We start from the raw sequence: 15,880 nt of genomic DNA, 5'->3' as shown, positions 1-15,880 counted from the left end.
CGAACTGCTGCTCTAAGCCGTCACGGGCTTATCACGGTCAAGGCCCCGGGATGTTTCCCGGGGCCTTGTGCGTTTATGGCGGGCATGGCCATCGACAGAGGGTGCCGACCGGTCCGAAAACATCCGCCGCCAAGATCCCTGTCAGGGAGCAAGTGTGTGGGTCAAGGCACGCAGGCATCGGACCGTAATGATCGGTAATAGTGAGTAAAAGTGGAAACGCCGTCACCCATATCACGTTAGTGGTGGCCCCCCTGCTGCTAGGATTGACGGCAATGCCAGCGCCATGGCGAAACAACTATAAAACAAAGAATAATGGAGTTATTCGTGTCAAACGCCGTTCCCTTTCCCCGCCTGTCATTATTGACGGGCTGTCTCCTGGCCAGCTTTTCGCTGCCCACAGTGGCTGCCCCTGCACATGGGGCCATGGACGCTCCGACGCAAGATGTCTTGATGGCCGGTGGTGTCGATCTTAATGCCACCCGAGCCCAGCGGACCGAGTGGTTCCGCGATGCCAAGTTCGGCATGTTCATCCATTGGGGCGTGTACGCCATGTGGGAGGGCCAGTATCAGGGCAACGATACCCAGCGCTACGCCGAGTGGATCTGGAACAATGCGCAGATCCCCGCCAACGAATACATCGAGATGGGCAACCAGTTTAACCCGGTCAATTACGATCCCAAGGCCTGGGCCGAGATGGCCGAGCAGGCGGGCATGACCTATATGGTGATCACCGCCAAGCACCACGACGGCTGGGCGCTGTGGGACACCGAAACCTCGAACTGGGGGGTCAAAGACACCCCATGGGGCAAAGATCTACTGGGGCCACTGAAAGACGCGGCGACCAATGCGGGCCTGCGCTTTGGCTTGTACTATTCCCAGTCGATGGATTGGGGGAACCATGGCGATGCCGGTGGCGCCCACTGGGATAAGAGCTTCAGCCCCTATCCGCACATGGATAAAGCGCAGTGGCCCGAGCGGGTGGAGCAGTACCATGCCGAGATCGCCCGTCCTCAGGTGGATGAGTTGACCACCCGCTACGGCGAACTGGATATCTTCTGGTGGGACATGGCCGCCAACATTACCGATCGCCAGGGTCAGCAGCTGGCCGATATCCTCTGGGGTAACCAGCCGCACATCGTTTCCAATGGCCGCCTGACCAGTCGCTTCAACACCCTGGACTACGGCGATTTCGATACCCATGAGCAGTCCATTCCTGCGGTCCCTCAGCTGGACAGCCATTGGGAAAGCTGCATGACCATGAACCACACCTGGGGTTACCGGATCTCGGATCATGACTGGAAGAGCACCACCACCTTGATCCACAACCTGACCGGTGTGGTGGCCAAGGGCGGTAACTACCTGCTCAATATCGGGCCTAAGCCGGATGGCACCTTCCCGCAGGCGTCGATCGACCGTTTGCAGGAGATCGGCCAGTGGATGGAGGTGAACGGCGACGCCATTCATGGTACCGAGGCCACGCCATTTCAGTTCCAGCAGGCGTTTAATGGTGCGGTGACCCGGCGTCAGCACGACAAGGGCACCACCTTGTACCTGCACGTCTACGACTGGCCATCCGATGGCGAGCTGCGCGTATTGGGTGTGGGCAACGACAAGCTCAACGCCTACCTGTTGGCGGACGACAAGCGCAGCGCGCTGAGCGTCAACCGCGACGACAAAGGCGTCACCATCGCCGTGGGCGGTGAGGCGCCGGATCCCCACAGCAGCACCGTGGTTCTGGAAGTAACCGGCGAGCTGGAGATCTTCGAGGTGGGCGGGGTGATGACCGCCGATGGCATGGTCCTGCGGGCGCTGGACGCCCAGCGAAAAGGCGCCAAGTACGAGCCATGGCACAACAGTGTGATGGACTGGCAGGGGCAAGAGACCTCACTGAGCTGGACCGTAGACTTTAGCGAGCCGGGCCGCTACGCCATCGAGATGCTCTATGGCAACAACGACGATGCGTATTTGAATTTAGAGCTGGGCGAATACCAGAGCGAGTTGTGGCTGCCCGCCACAGGCGAAACCAACATGCGCTACAAGTATCTCAAACCCTTCACTGTGGGCGAGTTGGTGGTGAAGCAAGGCGGTGAGCAAACCTTGACCCTGACGCCGCGCAACGGCAGCGCGCCGGTCAATGTGTCGGATCTGACCATCAAGCACCTGCCCGATGCGCTACAGCGCCCGGACGGCAATATCGCCCTCAACGCGCTCAGCGCCGAGTACTCGGGCAAGGCGCCAGTGCGTCACGGTGCCCGTCACCTGCTTGAGGGTCAAAAAGAGACGTTCAACTGGGTGTCCACCATTACCCGTCAGGCCGGCCAGTTCGATGCGGTGATCCGCTATCAGAGTGAGCAGGCGCAGCAGTTGGCGATCTGGGTCGGCAAGCAACGCTACGACTTTACCCTGCCGGCCACCGGCGCTTTTGTTGAGCCATTGGATATTCACCTTGGTCAGCTCAACCTGAGCGATTCCGGTGCCACGCCGATCCGCATGGAAGTGACGGCCACTGGCACCATGGATTTCCATGGCATCGAGTTGTACGAAGCCAATTTCTTCGCCGGGGCACATGACGAGGGGCAGGCTAACCAACCCGCGTTAGTCACCCAGTTCCCCATCGCCCGTGCGGCACACAGCCGTATCGATAAAGGTCAGCATCCGCAGGCCTATTTCGCCGACAAGGTGTTGGATGGCGACAGCGAGACCCGCTGGCAGCCCCATCCGCGCCAGTCGAAGCAGCGCTGGTTCGAGATCGATCACGGTGAAGCGGTGGACATTAAGTCCATTCGCACTGAGATCACGGCCCTTAAGCGCCATGGCAAGGTACTCGATGCGTTGATGATGACGGTGCGCTATCAGGACGAGCAGGGCGAGTGGCAGACGCTGACCAGCCTGCCGGCATCCCAAGCCAACCAAGGGTTTACCGTCGATCAGAAAGCGCGCAACTGGCGTTTCGAGTTCAGCTCAAAGGGGCCGATCTTCTCCGTACGTCAGGTTGAGATGACGCAATAATCTTCTCAGTCTAAATCGTAAAGCCGCCTGAGGGCGGCTTTTTGCTGCTTGCAGATCTCGAGTCGAACCGAGGCAACCGGCCGCGTGCGGTCTGTGCCAGTGGCTGGCGGATTGGACCTGGTACGCCGTGGTATGGCTGAGCCAAACGGTGATGTCGTATTGGTGACGTCCCCTTTCACCTCCCCCCGTCGGCAGGCAGGAGAGGCAAGGAGTTGAAGAGATGATAAAGGGAAGATAAGGCTTTAATACGGCAGTGATGTGGCCAAAGATTGAAACCTCTTGTTACGTTGGCGGCTTTACCGCCTAAAGCGGTGTTCGGGATCACAAGATCGCTGCCAACGCATTTCCGCATATGACGCAACCATGGCCCGGACGACCTCTGCTTACAATGCAAACATTTAACATTCTTTAAGTGTTTGTGGGTGGTTTGTTTTTGTTGTGACTTCATAATGATACGCGAAGGATTCGGCCTTGACGGCGGTGCGGGAAAGTGGATTGACGGACCGGGAAGAAAGCGCCTGGCTCTTCAATTAATGCCCCACAAAAAAATGACAAGGAATGTGTATGAGCAAGTTAACAACTGCTTTGGTTGCGGCGGGAATGGCAACTGGGTTGGCGATGCCCGTTGCGGTCGCGAGTGAAGATCACACGAATTTTATCGTTATCCTGGTGGACGACCTTGGTTACGATGAAGTGGGTTACATGGGATCGGACGATATTTTCAGCCCGAATATCGATGCCTTGGCCGCCCAGGGCACCCACTTTACTCAGGGCTATGTGACCTCTTCGGTTTGTGGCCCTTCACGAGCCGGGCTTCTCTCTGGGCGTTATCAGGATCGTATCGGGATCTGGGGCAACTTTGGGTCCAAGGCGACCAAAGGGTTTCCGCTCAACCAACCGATGTTGCAGGACACCCTGAAAGAGGCCGGCTATCGCACTGGTGCCATCGGCAAGTGGCATTTTGGTATGAAGGAGCAGTATCGGCCCTGGAATCGAAACTTCGATTATTTCTACGGTTTCCTGGCGGGTGGACACGGTTACTACGTGGCCCGTGACAGTTATAAAGCCAAAAAAGATGAATGGCCGATCCACCGAAATGAGGGAATTGTCGATTACCAGCAAGGCAATTACCTGACCGACGAATTCAGCCGTGAAGCGGTGGAGTTTATCGAACGAAATAAGGATGATCCCTTCTTCCTCTACCTGGCCTACAACGCCGTGCACTATCCCTGGGTGGCCCCACAAAGCTATATCGATCGGGTTGATGCCATGAAGGAGGGGCCGTTTGAAAATGATCTGCGCCGCATTTTGTCGGCCATGATGCTGTCGGTGGATGACGGTGTGGGTCGGATCAATGAGACCCTTGAGCGTCTGGGACTGGACGACAATACCGCCATTATTTTCCTTTCCGACAACGGCTATCAGACCAAGCTGCGACGCAAAGAACCGGAAAATCTCGCCGGGAATCCGGCCGAGCTGCGCGGTTTTAAGGGCGACACCTATGAAGGCGGGATCCGCATCCCCTTCCTGGTGAAGTGGCCAGAAGTGGTGCCGGCGGGACAGAAATATGAACAGCCGGTGATCTCCTTGGATATTGCGGCCACCATCACCCGTTCCATTGGGCTGGACGATCCCAGCACGGGGTACGATGGCGTAAACCTCATCCCCTATCTCAATGGCAGTAAACAGGAAGCGCCCCATGATTGGCTGTTCTTCCGTTATGTCCATGATGTCGCCTACCGTAAGGGGGACTGGGTACTGACCTGGAACGATCAGTTTAAAACGGCCGGGGAGACCAGTTCCCGAGGCAAACTGGATCTCGATACGGTCAATGCCATGTTGTTTAACCTGAACGAGGACGTGGGTCAGAAAACCGATGTTCGGCGCCAGTATCCGGAGAAGTTCCAGGAGCTCCATAAGGAATATCTGGATCTCATTGAGACGTTTCCGGATCCGGAGTTTCCACCCCTGTTTACGACCCCCTATACGGTCAAACACGCCGAGGATCTCTAAACCCTGCAGGCCGGGCATACGGTGATAACGTGGCCCGGCTCTCTTAACCAAGGAGCGGCGACAGCCGTCTGGTCTTTATGAATGGTCAGCCCTGTTTCACTTTGATTGGCGGGCTGCTGCTGGCCAGTAGCCTGTCGTTGCAAGCCGCACAGCGGCCCAACATCCTTTTTGTCATGAGTGACGACCATGCCGCTCACGCCATCGGCGCTTACGGCTCGCGGCTTGCCGCGTTAAACCCGACGCCTGTGCTGGATCAGCTTGCTGCCGGTGGGGTGGTCTTTGACAATGCCTACAGCAGTAACGCTATCTGTACCCCGAGTCGTGCCGCGATCTTAACTGGCCAGTATGCCCATGTGAACGGTGTCTTTGATCTTGGGGGACATTTGCCCCAAGCCAAGCAGTACCTGCCTCAACAGATGCGTAAGCTGGGGTATGAAACCGCGATGATCGGAAAGTGGCACCTGCGTACCGAACCTGACTTTGATTTCTATAAGGTTTTACGTCACCAGGGGGACTATTTCGACCCCTGGTTTGCATCCAGTGAGTCGCCACTGCCCTTCAAACAGCAAAAGGGACCGCATCGAAACCAGGTCGGAACGGTAGAGCGGATCCCCGGTCACTCCAGTGATGTGATCACCGACATCGCCCTGGAGTGGTTGGCTCAGCGTGACAAGGAGAAGCCTTTTTTCCTGATGCACCACTACAAGGCGCCCCACGATATGTTCGAGTATGCGCCGCGTTATCAAGATTATCTGGCTGGTGTGGTCATCCCGCAGCCAAAGACCCTGCAGTTGACCATGGACAAGAAGTTCGGCTCCGTGGCCCTGCGAGGTCAAGATCAGGAACTGGTAACCTTTGTCGGCTCCTCGGTATCCAGGCGTAACTCGGTGCGTAATATGGGCAGGCATATGAAGATCGATCCCGCGCTCTCTGATGAGGCGTATATGCAGGCGTCTTACCAGGAGTACCTCAAACGCTACCTGCGCTGCGTCAAGGGGGTCGATGATAATCTGGGCCGGCTATTTGCCTATCTCAAGGCCTCGGGACAGTGGGACAACACGCTGATTGTTTACACCTCGGATCAGGGGATGATGTTGGGGGAGCACGACTTTATCGATAAGCGCTGGATGTATGAGGAGTCGATGAAGCTCCCCCTGATCATGCACTACCCGGGAATGATCGCCGGGGACAGACGCAGTGATCTATTGATCAACCATACCGATTTTGCCCCCACCCTGATTGAGTTTGCCGGGGGCGAGGTCCCCGAGTCGATGCAGGGAATGAGCTTTGTCAGTGAGCTGGAGGGGCAACGACCGGAGCATTGGCGAGAGGCGACCTACTATCGCTATTGGATGCATATGGCCCATAACCATAACAATCCGGCCCACTTTGGTCTGCGCACTCAGCGATACAAGTTGATCTTCTATTACGGGGTGCGGCAAAACAAACCTCATGATGACAAGCATCCCCAGACACCGGCGGCTTGGGAACTGTATGATCTGCAACGGGACCCCGAGGAAACGACTAACCAGTACGATAATCCGGAGTACAGGGAGGTGATTGTCCGGCTTAAGCAAAAGCTGATCACCCTGAGGGAGGAGGTGGGGGAAGACGATGCGAAAAACTACCCGCACATTCAGTCAATCATTGATGCCCACTGGAATGATTGACGGCGAATGGATGGGCGTTGGTCTGCCTCGCTTATGTCCGGAGCTTAACGCGGGATCGACAGTGCATTTGTTAGGCGCGGATCCGTGCTCTTTGCTTTGCCGGTGAACAATCGGGCTGGATATTTTTACTCAGGGGTTCACACTGGCTGAACAATGAGTGACTAAGTGGGGTGGGTATGGCGTTATCGGATTACCCCGATGAGCCGGTGATCAGCGTCGGCGGTACCATGGCCTGGCAGAACAGTCCGGCCCATGGCGTATTACGAAAACGGTTGCGCCATGTTGGATCTGCGGAGGCGGGTTTGGTGACGGCTTTGGTCCAGTTTCGACCCGGGGCCTGCTTTGATCGGCACCCCCATCCCGATGGGGAAGAGATCCTGGTGCTCGACGGCGTCTTTTCCGATGAAGAAGGCAATTATCCTGCGGGCAGTTACCTGCTCAACCCCGATGGTAGCCACCATCGTCCCTTCTCCGAAACCGGTTGCCTGTTGCTGGTCAAGCTGCGGCAATACACAGGCTCAGGAAGGCAGAAGTGGGTGCTGGACAGTGGTACGCAGCCCTGGCTACCCACGTCATGCAACGGCGTCTCCAGCAAGCTTCTCTATCAACAGCCCGGTTTTCCAGAGCGGATCCAGCTTTTTCGGCTCAGGCCTGGCGCCCGTTTAAGGGAGCTTCGTCATCCCAAGGGGGCGGAGATCTTTGTGCTGGAGGGGGAGGTGCAGGATGGGGAGCAAACCTACGGCCCCGAGACCCTGATCCGACTGCCGGTCGGCCATTGCCACAGTCCGGCCAGTGCGTCGGGCTGCGTGGTGTATTGCAAACAGGGCTAGGAACGGACCTGGAGGGAGTCAAAAAACACGCCGCGCAGATGCGCGGCGTGTTTCTACCGTGGCAAAAGTGCGACTTAGCCGAGCCACTGCCACCAGACAAACAGGGCGGCAAAGCTGAACAGGAAGATCAAGCCGGTCAGGGACCAGGCGCGCATCAGTTTGCCGGGGCGCAGTGCCGGATCCGTATGGGGCGCTTTGACCAGGGCATGGTTCATCCAGGCGACGAAGGGGGTGGTGAGGAAGGCCATGATCATGGCGAACTTCAGCATGCCCAAAAGGCTGCCAGGAAACAGCATTACCATGCTCAATGCCAGCAGGGTGTTGGTCAGCACCAGGGGGCGGCTCTCGGTATGATCCGGATCCGTCCCCTTGAGGTTGCCCCAGGCGGCACAGCTGACCCGGCTGTAGCCGTCGATACAGGTCAGGGCCGAGCTGAAGATGCAGCACACGGCCGCCACGATCACCACCAGCTTGATGGTGTCACCGAAGATCATGGCGTAAGCGTCGGCCAGTTGCCCGGCAAAGCCGGCACCGCTTTTTGACAGTTCGATGCCACTGCCGTGCATCAATTGCACCCCGATGGCCAGGAAACACAGGGCCAGGAAGGCGGTGCCTATGTAGCCCACATTCATATCAAACAGCACGTTCTTCATAACGGGGCGCTGGCCCTGGTATTGGCTGCGAGACCACACCGAGTTCATGGCGGAGATCTCCACCGGAGCAGGCATCCAGCCCATCAGGGAGATGAGGAAGCCCAGGGAAGCCAGGGTCCAGGGCGAGGGGCCGACAAAGTCTGCCGGCGCCACGGGCGTGCGGCTCAGGGCGAGGCCGGCGACGATCAGCGTCAGTACGGCCAGCAGGGCAACCACGGATTTGGTTACCCTGTCGACCATGCGGTAATGGCCCAGCAGGATGATGCTCAGACAGATCGCCGCCAGGGAGACGGTGATCAGCTGTTGCGGTACCCCGGGGAGTAGCCACATCAGCAGGGCGGTGGTCAGGCCCAGCAGGGCGGCGATGTTTACTACCCCGGCAAACAGGTTCAGGCCCAGGAAGAGGGCCAGTACCGGTTTGCCCAGCCGAGCGTAGCCGGCCAGCAGGGACTCTCCTGTCATGGCGCTGTAGCGGGCGCCGTATTGGAAGAAAGGATACTTAAGCAGGTTCACCAGGATAATCAGGGCAGCCAGCTGCCAGCCATACAGGGCGCCAGCCTGGGTTGAGGCCACCAGGTGTGAGCCGCCGATGGCGGCGGCGGCCATCATGATCCCCGGGCCCAGTATGGCCACCCCGCGACGGGTTATGGGGGCATCGAGGGTTTGAGCAGTTTGTGTCATGGCAATCATCCTTATTGCATTTTTATTCTAATTTGGATGTCTGGCCATCCGTTTTCAGCCAAAGTACCTAATCACTCAGAGCCTTAGCAAGTGGAAATTACGCTGGTCGGTCAAGTGGTTGCGACCAAAGTCTAAGCAACACCCTGGAATCGGGTTCATAACGGTGAAATTGAACTTAAATCCAATTAAAACATACCGTTAACATCCTTTGGCTGTTCAGGGATCGCCGGATGTTTGACTAAGGTCGATCTTCCTCACAGTTTTTCTCTTGCTAGGTTAGCTGCTGACTATTCCAACAAATGGAAACGGGGAGCGGTTATGGCTTTTGAAAGCAATGAACAGGCGAAAGCGTACTGGCGGGAAAATATCCGCCTGATGCTGGGTCTTCTGGCGGTCTGGTTTGTGGTGTCCTACGGATTTGGGATCCTGCTGGTCGACGTACTGAATATGGTGCACCTGGGGGGCTTTAAGCTCGGCTTCTGGTTTGCGCAGCAGGGGGCCATCTATGTCTTTGTGGCGCTCATCTTTGTCTACGTATTCAAGATGAATGCGCTGGACAAAAAGTACAACGTACACGAGGACTGATGCGATGGATCTGCAAACACTCACTTACATCGTGGTGGGCGCGACCTTTGCCCTCTACATTGGCATCGCGATCTGGGCCAAGGCCGGATCCACCAAGGAGTTCTATGTGGCCGGTGGTGGTGTACACCCCATTGCTAACGGCATGGCGACGGCGGCGGACTGGATGTCGGCCGCCTCCTTCCTCTCCATGGCGGGCCTTATTGCCTTTATGGGTTATGACGGCGCCGTCTACCTGATGGGCTGGACCGGTGGCTATGTGCTGTTGGCCCTGTGCCTGGCCCCTTACCTGCGCAAATTCGGCAAGTTCACCGTGCCGGACTTTATCGGTGATCGTTACTACTCCCAGACCGCCCGGACCGTGGCGGTGATCTGCGCCATCTTCGTTTGCTTTACCTATGTGGCAGGCCAGATGCGGGGCGTGGGCGTGGTGTTCTCCCGTTTCCTTGAGGTGGACGTCACGACCGGGGTGATCATCGGCATGGTGGTGGTGTTCTTCTACGCCGTACTCGGCGGCATGAAGGGGATCACTTACACCCAGGTGGCCCAGTACGTGGTGCTGATCACCGCCTACCTGGTACCGGCCGTGTTCATCTCCATTATGCTGACCGGCAATACCTTCCCTCAGATCGGCTTCGGCTCTGAACTGCTCAGCGAGCCGGGGGTCTCGGTGCTGGATAAACTCGATGGCCTGATGGCGGAATTGGGCTTTAGTCAGTATACCGACGGCTCCAAGTCCACTGTGGATGTCTTCTTTATCACCGCCGCCCTGATGGTGGGTACCGCTGGCCTGCCTCACGTGATCGTGCGCTTTTTCACCGTGCCTAAGGTCTCCGATGCACGGATCTCCGCCGGTTGGGCCCTGGTGTTTATCGCCCTGCTGTACACCACGGCTCCGGCGGTCGCGGCATTTGCCCGGATCAACATGATTGACACCATCAACGGCAGTGACGGTCAGGGGACCCTGTACTCAGAGCGTCCCCAGTGGATCAAGAACTGGGAGCAGACCGGTCTGATCGGTTTCTCCGGTGCCGATGACAAGGTTAAGGCGACTGGTGATGGCGCGCAGAAGGCCGAGCAGGGAGTGATGTTCTACTCCGGTGATGAACGCAACAACATGAAGATCGACCGGGATATCATGGTGCTGGCCAACCCAGAGATCGCCAAGTTGCCCAACTGGGTGATCGCCCTGGTGGCAGCGGGCGGGATCGCGGCGGCCCTGTCGACCTCGGCAGGCCTGTTGCTGGTGATCTCCACCTCCATCTCGCACGATCTGCTCAAACGGAACCTGATGCCCAATATCTCCGACAGGCAGGAGTTGACCTACGCACGGATCGCAGCGGCCGTCGCCATCTGTATTGCCGGTTATCTTGGGATCAATCCACCCGGCTTCGTGGCGCAGGTGGTCGCCTTTGCCTTCGGCCTTGCCGCGTCCTCCTTCTTCCCGGCCATCATCATGGGGATCTTCTCCAAGAAGATGAACAAGGAGGGGGCGATTGCCGGCATGATCGTGGGGATCACCTTCACCGCGGGCTACATCCTGGCGTACAAGGGCGTGTTCTTCGAGCCGCTGATCGCCAACAAGCCCGAGAACTGGCTGTTTGGGATCTCCCCGGAAGGGATCGGAACCTTGGGCATGGTGCTGAACTTCATCGTCGCCTTTGCCGTGAGCAAGGTAACGGCAGAGACTCCAGAAGATGTGCAGGATCTGGTGGAAAGCATCCGTTTCCCGAAAGGATCCGGCGCCGCCACACACCACTAAAAGGGGCATAGCGCTCAATCAAAAGGGCAGCCCTATGGGTTGCCCTTTGGCGCTTTAGGCGGCTAACGTGAGAAAAAGGATGCGCACTAGAATTCCAATAAATAACAGGACAATACCACTTCGGTACAGGCGAAACTCAGCCATATTGAGGTCTTTGAGCTGGCCGATCCAGATCTGCATAAGGGCCCGCCAACGACCGGTACGGCGAATGTAGAGCCCCAGAGTCAACAGCACCATGGCCGCTCCGGCCAGCAACAAACACGCTTGAATGAGTTCGAGCACAACACTCTCCTTGTTGATTTTTATGTATACCAATCGTACTCAGTATTTGAACGATTCAGAAGCCTTCTCGCAGGGCTGATGAAAAAGCGCCCGAATTCACAATGAGCGCTGCGTTAGCCAAGCTTGCTTTAGAGCCACTAGAGCGTCGTTTGACTGCCTTGCCTAAAGCTCTTTATCTATCAGCTGAATGAGTAAATACTGGGTGTGATTGGTCTTTTTCAGGGAATTGAGAGGCATACATGAACACATCCGAACTGGCCCCGATCGAGGATTTCCTGGCGAGCCTGGTGCCCTTCGATCAGCTTACTCCCGAGGCACTGGCCAGCGCCGCCCGGGGAATAGAGATCGCTTACTATGCCAAGGCCCAGGGACAGGTGCCGGTGGATTATCAGCATCCCAATCTCTATATCGTCCGCAACGGCGCCTTCGAGGTGCACAGCGAAGCGGGGGATCTTCTGGACCGTCTGGGAGAGGGGGATTACTTCGGTTTCCCTTCACTGTTGACCGGTGAGGCAGTGAGTAATGTGATCCGGGTGCTGGAGGATGGCCTGGTCTATATCCTTAGCGAGCCGGCGTTTCAGGCCCTGCGCAGCGAAAGTCGGGAGTTTGATCGTTTCTTCAATCGCAAACACGCCGAGCGGTTACGCTACAGTGCCCGCTACCTGGCGCGGGATCATCAGAGCACAGCCCGGGTAAAAGCCGTGATGGCCAGCCCGGCCCACTGCATCGAGCCAGGTTGCAGTGTCCAGCTGGCGGCCCAGCGAATGACGGAGCATAGGATCAGTTGCCTGATGGTCACTCAGGAGGACAAATTGGTGGGGATCCTGACCGATCGGGATCTGCGCAGTCGGGTGCTGGCCCAGGGGCGAACCGCCGATAGCCAGCTGTCCGAAGTGATGACCCAGCCGACCCTGTCGGTTGCACCATCGACTCTGGTGTTCGAAGCCATGCTGATCATGAGTCGGCACAATATCCATCATCTGCCCGTGGTGGAGCAGGGTAAGCCTGTGGGCGTGGTGACTGTAACGGATCTGATCCGACTGCAGCGCTCCGATCCCCTCCACCTGATCGGCGAATTGGAGCGGCAGACTGATCGGGAGGAGGTGATCAAGCTGGCGGGTCAGTTCTCCGTGTTGATGCGCGCGCTGATCCAGGCCGATGCCCGCGCCGAGGAGATAGGTCGTGTGTTGACCTTGCTGACCGACACCCTGGCCCGTCGTCTGCTGGATCTGGCCCAGGCCGAGCTGGGTCCAGCCCCAATGCCCTGGTGTTGGCTCGCCTTTGGCTCCCAGGCGCGGATGGATCAGGCGGGCAAGTCCGATCAGGACAATGGCTTGCTGCTGGCTAGGGAGCCCAATGAGTCGGAACGCCTGTATTTCCATCAACTGGCAACCAAAGTCTGTGACGGACTCCACGAGGCGGGTTACGTCTATTGTCCTGGCGGGATCATGGCGATGAACCCCAAGTGGTGCCTCAGTGCCAAAGGTTGGGAAGGCCAGTTTCGGCGCTGGACCCAGGAGCCCGAGCCCATGGCGGTAATGCACGCCAGCATCTTCTTCGATCTGCGCCCGGTGGCGGGTAATATCACACTCGGACAACACTTGCAGCATGCGGTGCTGGAGCAGTGCAAGGGCAACCAGATCTTCCTGGCGATGATGGCGGCCAATGCCGGACAGCTCAGTCCCCCCCTGGGCTTCTTCCGTCAACTGGTGCTGGAGCGGGACGGTGAGCAGCGCAAGGCGCTGGATCTCAAGCACAAGGGCGTGACGATCATCAATGACATTGCCCGGATCTATGCCCTGGCCTGTGGCAGTACGGCGGTCAGTACCCCCAAGCGGATCCAGGCGGCGATGAAGGCGGGATTGCTTACCCGCAAAGACGCCCTGAATCTGGCCGATGCCCTGGAGTTTATCGCCTACCTGCGCCTGCAAAATCAAGGACGACAACTGGAAGCGGGTGAAATGCCCAGTAACTGGCTCCCTACCCGGCAGATCTCCGGGCTGCTTCGCCACCAGCTTAAGGACGCCTTTGCCGTGGTTGCCCGGGCCCAGGATGGCGTCAAGCTCAAATACGGGCGCACCTTATGATCAACACCCTGAGATTTCACTGGGCGCGACGGCGAAACCGAGTGCCAGCCCTGATCCCCTTCTTCGAAGCGGGCCCGCCGGATCTGAGCCTGGACTATCGCCGCGCGCCCCTGCTGGCCCTGGATCTGGAGTTGACCGGTTTAAATCCCCAGCAGGATGTCATCCTCTCCATCGCCTGCGTGCCAGTGGAAGCGGGCAGGGTGCAGTTGGACCGGGCCTGGCACCAGATCGTTCGCATCGACGGTGAGGTGGGTAACAGTTGCACCATTCACGGCATTCGCGATCTGGACATGGCCCAGGGGGACAGCCTGTGTAAAGCCCTGGCGGCTCTGGTGCCCCGGCTGGCGGGCCGGACTTTGATCTGCCACAACGCCCTGCTGGATCTCGCTTTTCTGCAAAAGGCGTTTCAGGAGTGTTTCGGCGCCGCCCCGCCACTGCTTGCCCTGGATACCCTGAAGATCGAACAGCGTCGTTTCGCCCGCCGTGGCGATACGCCCAGATCCGATGAATTGCGCCTGGGCAACTGTCGTGAGCGCTATGGCCTGCCCATCTACCCGGGCCATAATGCCCTGATCGACGCCATCGCCTGCGCCGAGGTGCTGCTGGCCCAGGCCAGCGCCATGGCAGGACGCAAGCCGCTGCCGATTACGGCCCTGCTGGGTTAGGGGGTTAGGGGGATTGCCGACGTGAGTGTGACAACTGGGGCGATCACCACAGATGCATTTCACCGGTATTCGCCAACTCGGGAGCGATGGCGCTTTCGAAGAGCAGGCAAGCTTGGGGACAATGGCTCTTCTGGCAGGATAAGAAACACAAACGGCGCCGAAGCGCCGTTGTGTTGGGAGGGGAGATCAGTCCCGCTCGATCTTGCCCTTGTATTTGCCCCAGCCGGAGGGGCCGACCTCGGCACTGATCTCGAGCCAGGTTTGGCGTAGCTCTTCGGCTTTCTCGGGCATTTGGCGCAGCAGGTTGTTTTGCTCGCCCATGTCGTCGGCCAGGTTGAACAGGCCCGGCTCCTCTTTCTTGTTCTGAACCAGTTTCCAGTCACCGTCACGGATCGCCCAGCTGTCACTGTAGCGCCAGAACAGGCGGTCATGAGGGGATTCGGTGGTTTGGCCGGATAGCACGGGCAGGATATTCTTACCATCGAGTTGCCACTCGGGATCGATCTCACCTCCTGCGAGCTTGACCGTGGTGGGGAAGAGATCCAGGGCGCTGATCATGGTGTCTGAGCGGGTTCCCGCGGGGATCACTTCAGCCAATTTGGCCGCGAAGGGAACGCGGATCGCCCCTTCAAAGGCACCGGCTTTTTCACCGCGCAGGGGGCCATTGCTGCCGCCATGCTCCCATTTGCCACCGTTGTCGGAGAACAGCACAATCATGGTGTTATGGGCGACGCCTTGCTCCTCGAGTTCTTTGAGGATCCGCCCGATATTGTTATCCATGTTGCTGATCATCGCGGCGATGGTCTGGCGCTTGCCCAGGTGTTTGAATCGGGCCAGATCTTCGTCCGGTGCCTGCATCGGCGCATGGGGCGCGTTGAAGGCCACTTCGAGGAAGAAGGGCTTATCGGCATTACGACGAATGAAGTCAACGGATTCCCGACCAAAGGCATCGGTCAGGTACTCATCTTCCCGCTCGACGAGTTGATCGTTGCGCCAAAGCAAACGGTTCGCATTGTCTTCGATGTAGTAGGTGGAGGCGCCGTTGTTGAAGCCAAAGTATTCGTCGAAACCGCGATTGTAGGGCTGAAACTCTTCATCTTTACCGTCATGGAACTTGCCTACCAGGCCGGTGTGGTAGCCCAGGGTCTGCAGGTACTCCTGGATCATCAGCTCGCTGGTTGCGGTGCCGCAATCCTGACATTTACGCCCGCCGTTCCCTTCATAGCCGAAGCGATGCTGGTAGCGGCCGGTATGGAAGCCAGCCCGGGATGGACCACAGACGGGGGCGGAGACGTAGGCCGTGGTCATGGCCACGCCGGCCTCGGCGATCTGATCCATATAAGGGGTTGGGATCTCGGTGGAGCCGTTGAAGCCGGTATCACCGTAGCCCAGGTCATCGGCGACGATCCAGAGGAAGTTGATGTGGTCGCTTTGCTCCGCAAGGGCGATGGGAGTGGTGCCCAGCAGGGCGGTGGCGATGGCCCAGGGCAGGACACTTGTGCGTGATGGCAGCATGCTCTATTGAATTTCCGTTTATACAAAGGGGTGTTTCAAGCAAAGTTACCACCACAAAAGCTGGCAAGCAGTTAACTTGGCATAGGTTTACTTGAATTTGTGTTATTTGCCGTATGTCTCTGTGAGAGCGG

At 58.0% G+C, this 15,880-nt stretch carries 11 protein-coding genes; 8 read left to right on the top strand and 3 right to left on the bottom strand.

All coding sequences use genetic code 11. The features are described from left to right. The first annotated feature begins 324 nt into the window (after positions 1-324). The 4 genes from AC2D8U_RS18500 to AC2D8U_RS18485 all read left to right on the top strand — a co-directional run bounded on the left by AC2D8U_RS18500 (position 325) and on the right by AC2D8U_RS18485 (position 7,522). On the top strand, positions 325-3,009 hold the full coding sequence (locus tag AC2D8U_RS18500; protein WP_484620556.1) for an alpha-L-fucosidase: 2,685 nt from the start codon (positions 325-327) through the stop codon (positions 3,007-3,009). A 564-nt stretch (positions 3,010-3,573) separates the two neighbouring features. Next, complete coding sequence (locus AC2D8U_RS18495) at positions 3,574-5,022, top strand: sulfatase family protein (RefSeq protein ID WP_484620555.1); 1,449 nt, start codon at positions 3,574-3,576, stop codon at positions 5,020-5,022. Positions 5,023-5,099: 77 nt separating this feature from the next. Continuing rightward, entirely contained in the window at positions 5,100-6,692 is a 1,593-nt protein-coding gene (locus tag AC2D8U_RS18490; RefSeq protein ID WP_484620554.1) for a sulfatase family protein, read from the top strand. A gap of 176 nt (positions 6,693-6,868) precedes the next feature. Continuing rightward, a complete protein-coding gene (locus AC2D8U_RS18485) occupies positions 6,869-7,522 on the top strand; it encodes a cupin domain-containing protein (RefSeq protein ID WP_484620553.1) in 654 nt (217 codons plus the stop codon). A gap of 74 nt (positions 7,523-7,596) precedes the next feature. Here AC2D8U_RS18485 and AC2D8U_RS18480 read toward each other — a convergent pair whose 3' ends face one another. After that, positions 7,597-8,856: an NRAMP family divalent metal transporter gene (locus tag AC2D8U_RS18480; RefSeq protein WP_484620552.1), complete on the bottom strand. Its 1,260-nt coding sequence runs from the start codon at positions 8,854-8,856 to the stop codon at positions 7,597-7,599. A 318-nt stretch (positions 8,857-9,174) separates the two neighbouring features. Between AC2D8U_RS18480 and AC2D8U_RS18475 the strand changes: the two genes are divergently transcribed. Together AC2D8U_RS18475 and AC2D8U_RS18470 are read left to right on the top strand one after the other, a co-directional pair. Then, entirely contained in the window at positions 9,175-9,441 is a 267-nt protein-coding gene (locus AC2D8U_RS18475; RefSeq protein ID WP_484620551.1) for a DUF4212 domain-containing protein, read from the top strand. Positions 9,442-9,445: 4 nt separating this feature from the next. Further along, positions 9,446-11,200, top strand: coding sequence for a sodium:solute symporter family protein (locus AC2D8U_RS18470; protein WP_484620550.1), 1,755 nt, complete (start codon positions 9,446-9,448; stop codon positions 11,198-11,200). A gap of 54 nt (positions 11,201-11,254) precedes the next feature. Here the strand turns inward: AC2D8U_RS18470 and AC2D8U_RS18465 are convergent, their stop codons facing one another. Beyond that, positions 11,255-11,482 (bottom strand): hypothetical protein, encoded by a 228-nt coding sequence (locus tag AC2D8U_RS18465; protein WP_484620549.1) that lies wholly within the window; start codon positions 11,480-11,482, stop codon positions 11,255-11,257. A gap of 239 nt (positions 11,483-11,721) precedes the next feature. Here AC2D8U_RS18465 and AC2D8U_RS18460 point away from each other — a divergent pair, with 239 nt between their 5' ends. Both AC2D8U_RS18460 and AC2D8U_RS18455 read left to right on the top strand, forming a co-directional pair. Then, positions 11,722-13,569 (top strand): DUF294 nucleotidyltransferase-like domain-containing protein, encoded by a 1,848-nt coding sequence (locus tag AC2D8U_RS18460; protein ID WP_484620548.1) that lies wholly within the window; start codon positions 11,722-11,724, stop codon positions 13,567-13,569. Further along, positions 13,566-14,234 (top strand): exonuclease domain-containing protein, encoded by a 669-nt coding sequence (locus AC2D8U_RS18455; RefSeq protein WP_484620547.1) that lies wholly within the window; start codon positions 13,566-13,568, stop codon positions 14,232-14,234. The genes AC2D8U_RS18460 and AC2D8U_RS18455 overlap by 4 nt, the downstream gene beginning before the upstream one ends. 186 nt (positions 14,235-14,420) lie before the next feature. On the opposite strand, the gene AC2D8U_RS18450 is transcribed toward AC2D8U_RS18455, so the two are convergent. Continuing rightward, a complete protein-coding gene (locus AC2D8U_RS18450) occupies positions 14,421-15,749 on the bottom strand; it encodes a sulfatase-like hydrolase/transferase (RefSeq protein WP_484620546.1) in 1,329 nt (442 codons plus the stop codon). Between the last annotated feature and the right edge of the window lie 131 nt (positions 15,750-15,880).

Source organism: Ferrimonas sp. YIN67 (assembly GCF_057219095.1).
The sequence above is the reverse complement of the archived record's forward strand: the minus strand, read 5'-3'. Positions and strand labels throughout refer to the sequence as shown.

Bases quoted from the DNA above. Each gene is read 5' to 3' on its own strand.
- AC2D8U_RS18485 (WP_484620553.1), top strand. From the start codon at position 6,869: ATGGCGTTATCGGATTACCCCGATGAGCCGGTGATCAGCGTCGGCGGT.
- AC2D8U_RS18470 (WP_484620550.1), top strand. From the start codon at position 9,446: ATGGATCTGCAAACACTCACTTACATCGTGGTGGGCGCGACCTTTGCC.
- AC2D8U_RS18490 (WP_484620554.1), top strand. From the start codon at position 5,100: ATGAATGGTCAGCCCTGTTTCACTTTGATTGGCGGGCTGCTGCTGGCC.
- AC2D8U_RS18455 (WP_484620547.1), top strand. From the start codon at position 13,566: ATGATCAACACCCTGAGATTTCACTGGGCGCGACGGCGAAACCGAGTG.
- AC2D8U_RS18450 (WP_484620546.1), bottom strand. From the start codon at position 15,749: ATGCTGCCATCACGCACAAGTGTCCTGCCCTGGGCCATCGCCACCGCC.
- AC2D8U_RS18460 (WP_484620548.1), top strand. From the start codon at position 11,722: ATGAACACATCCGAACTGGCCCCGATCGAGGATTTCCTGGCGAGCCTG.
- AC2D8U_RS18475 (WP_484620551.1), top strand. From the start codon at position 9,175: ATGGCTTTTGAAAGCAATGAACAGGCGAAAGCGTACTGGCGGGAAAAT.
- AC2D8U_RS18480 (WP_484620552.1), bottom strand. From the start codon at position 8,856: ATGACACAAACTGCTCAAACCCTCGATGCCCCCATAACCCGTCGCGGG.
- AC2D8U_RS18495 (WP_484620555.1), top strand. From the start codon at position 3,574: ATGAGCAAGTTAACAACTGCTTTGGTTGCGGCGGGAATGGCAACTGGG.